Source organism: Kitasatospora griseola, assembly GCF_014648555.1.
GTDB lineage: Bacteria > Actinomycetota > Actinomycetes > Streptomycetales > Streptomycetaceae > Kitasatospora > Kitasatospora griseola.
In genome coordinates this window covers 1-2,699 of sequence record NZ_BMRI01000092.1, presented here as the reverse complement: position 1 = coordinate 2,699, position 2,699 = coordinate 1, and the positions used below count along the sequence as shown (strand labels likewise).

The 2,699-nt window shown below is 68.7% G+C and carries 3 protein-coding genes; 2 read left to right on the top strand and 1 reads right to left on the bottom strand.

Features of this window, described 5'->3' with window-relative positions:
- The first annotated feature begins 54 nt into the window (after positions 1–54).
- On the top strand, positions 55–303 hold the full coding sequence (locus IEZ12_RS37205) for a hypothetical protein (protein WP_189278846.1): 249 nt from the start codon (positions 55–57) through the stop codon (positions 301–303).
- A gap of 113 nt (positions 304–416) precedes the next feature.
- The gene (locus tag IEZ12_RS37200) at positions 417–1,685 is read left to right on the top strand and encodes an IS701 family transposase (RefSeq protein WP_189278847.1); all 1,269 of its coding nucleotides are present in this window, start codon (positions 417–419) and stop codon (positions 1,683–1,685) included.
- Between the two features lie 257 nt (positions 1,686–1,942).
- Here the strand turns inward: IEZ12_RS37200 and IEZ12_RS37195 are convergent, their stop codons facing one another.
- Complete coding sequence (locus tag IEZ12_RS37195) at positions 1,943–2,362, bottom strand: hypothetical protein (RefSeq protein WP_189278844.1); 420 nt, start codon at positions 2,360–2,362, stop codon at positions 1,943–1,945.
- Between the last annotated feature and the right edge of the window lie 337 nt (positions 2,363–2,699).

Genomic DNA, 2,699 nt, shown 5'->3' with positions numbered 1-2,699 from the left:
TACTCCAGTGCGACTTCGCGACCATGTCGGTCTCCCGGTCTACCCTGGCTGACCATGGGCTACGACGTGCACATCACTCGGCGCGAGAACTGGTGGGATGAAGAAGGCCAGGACATCAGCAGGGCGGAATGGCAAGCGGTCGTCGCTGCCGATTCCGGCCTCGCGATGGCCCCGCTGTGGTGGACCGCCGGCCGGATCGTGTCCAAGAACCCGAGCGACGCGGTGATCGCGACGATGTGCCAGTTGGCGAAGGTGCTGGACGCGCGGGTCCAGGGCGACGACGGCGAATACTACGACGCCTGACGCGTGCGGCCACCGCGAGATGATCAAGGGTTGTGTCGACTCTTGAAGATCGTGCGGTAGCCGCGGGCCATAGCGTAGACCCTGCCCGATGGCGGGCGTTGTTCGACCAGGCCATCGCCCGGATCGCGGGCCTGTTCGGGCGGGTGGAACCTCGCTCCACCGCCCGCGCCTATCTCCTCGGGTTGCTGTCCGGGGCCGAGCGCAAGAACTGCTGGCAGCTCGCGGAGCACGCAGGCCATGCCCGTCCCGGGCCGATGCAGCGGCTGCTGCGGACTGCCCGCTGGGATGTGGCCGAGATGCGCGACGAGGTCCGCCGCTACGTCCTGGACCACCTCGGCACCGACGACGGGGTTCTGATCGTGGACGAAACCGGATTCCTGAAGAAGGGCCACGGTTCGGCGGGCGTCCAGCGGCAGTACACCGGAACCGCCGGACGGATCGAGAACAGCCAGGTCGGCGTCTTCCTCGCCTACGCCTCCAGCAAGGGACGAGCGTTGATCGACCGCCGGCTCTACCTGCCCGAACACACCTGGTGCCAGGACGCTGAACGACGCCGCAAGGCCGGAGTGCCCGACGACATCGTCTTCACGACCAAACCCCGCCTCGCCCTGCAGATGATCGCGGCGGCGCTGGACGCCGGGATCAGCACGTCGTGGGTGACCGGCGATGAGGCCTACGGCCAGGACCCCGGCCTGCGGGCCGGACTGGAGGACCGTGGGATCGGCTACGTTCTGGCAGTCTCCTGCGCGACCAGGGTGCGGATCAACCAAGGACGCACCGCGATCCGCACGGACCAGGTCGTCGGCCGTCTGCCCGACTCAGCCTGGCACCGGCAGAGCGCCGGTCCCGGGGCGAAGGGGCCCCGCTACTACGACTGGGCCTGGGTACACATCGGCACCGGCGACCACCGCCACCTACTGATCCGCCGCAACCCCACCACCGGCGAACTCGCCTTCTACCTGTGCTGGTCACCCCGGATCGTGCCGCTGTCCGAGCTCGTGCGCGTCGCCGGCACCCGCTGGTGCATCGAAGAATGCTTCCAGGCCGCCAAGGGCCAGGTCGGCCTGGACCACTACCAGGTCCGGAACTGGACCGCATGGCACCGGCACGCCACCCTGGCCATGCTCGCCCTCGCGTTCCTGGCCGTCGCCGCAGACGACGCGCGGCCCACCAGACCTGCGGATCCGAACTGCCCCGCCCGAAGCGGCGAGCCGGTCGACCTGACCGTCCCGGAGATCCGCCGCCTGATCGGCACACTGTTCAGCCCACCGGCCAGGTCCCTGAGCGCGCTCCTGCACTGGTCGAACTGGCGCAGAAGCCACCAAGCTTCGGCACGTCGCAGCCATTACCGGCGGCGGCTCTCCGTCCCCGCAAGCACGTAGATCGCGGAGTCGCACTGGAGTACTAGGTCGCCTCGGACCAGTCGACGGTGAGCTGTGCGTCCACGTGCCAGTCTTCCTGCCTGCTCGAACGTCGGTGCGCCGCCGGTGGGGTCGGGCCCCGTGCCGTCCGACCGTACAGTGGCCGACCGGCGGGTCCGATGCGACGGGGCGACCGGCGCATCGGCGCGGCCGGAGGGCCGACGTGGCCGGGCCCCGGCCGCGTCATGCGCTGCCGGGGCCCGTGTTGGGTGCGGCGATCAGCCGCAGTGGGTCCAGCCGGAGTACCAGCGGACGCCCTGCGCTTCGCCGCCCCACGAGATGCACGTGCCCTTGGCGCTCAGGGTCACCGGGCCGGCGTAGTACAGGTAGAAGCCCGCGTCCGGAGCGTCCTTCAGGTCGCTCTGCCGCTCGATGTTCACCCTCAGGTCGTACCGGGTGGTCCCGTTCGGGCTGCGCTTCCAGGTGACGGCGCAGTTGCTGGAGCCGTTGTAGAACAGGTAGACGTCGGCGACCGTGCCGATCGCGTGCTGGTCGATCAGGTAGTACCCGCTACCGACGCTGTTGCAGGCTCCGCTGGGCGTCGACGCCGCCTCCGCCGGAGCAGCCGCGACCAGCATTCCCGTCGTCATGCCCAGCACACTGAGGGCGAGCGCCGCTATCCGCTTCGACTTGCGCATGTCTCTCCGTTCGAACATCCGTACCGGCAGGTGTCGCACGCACGATAACAGCGCCCAAGATCACCCAGCTACGCCCATCCCGCCCGACCTGCCGAACCTCCCGTTCTCCAACACCCTTCCACCACAGTCACTTGATCCCCAGTCATCGCAACCTGACGGCCGGTCACCGACGTGCAGCTCCTCGATGAGGTCGCGGTACGTTCGAAAGGCCTGCTTGGGCGTGTAGTCGTCGTGCAGGAGGCCGAAGTGCGGGAACAGCCCTCGGCGTGGCTGTCGGCGTCCCGCAGGGCGAAGAGCGACTAGCTACCTAGATCACGAAGTCGCACTGGAGTACTAG

Bases quoted from the DNA above. Each gene is read 5' to 3' on its own strand.
- IEZ12_RS37205 (WP_189278846.1), top strand. From the start codon at position 55: ATGGGCTACGACGTGCACATCACTCGGCGCGAGAACTGGTGGGATGAA.
- IEZ12_RS37195 (WP_189278844.1), bottom strand. From the start codon at position 2,362: ATGCGCAAGTCGAAGCGGATAGCGGCGCTCGCCCTCAGTGTGCTGGGC.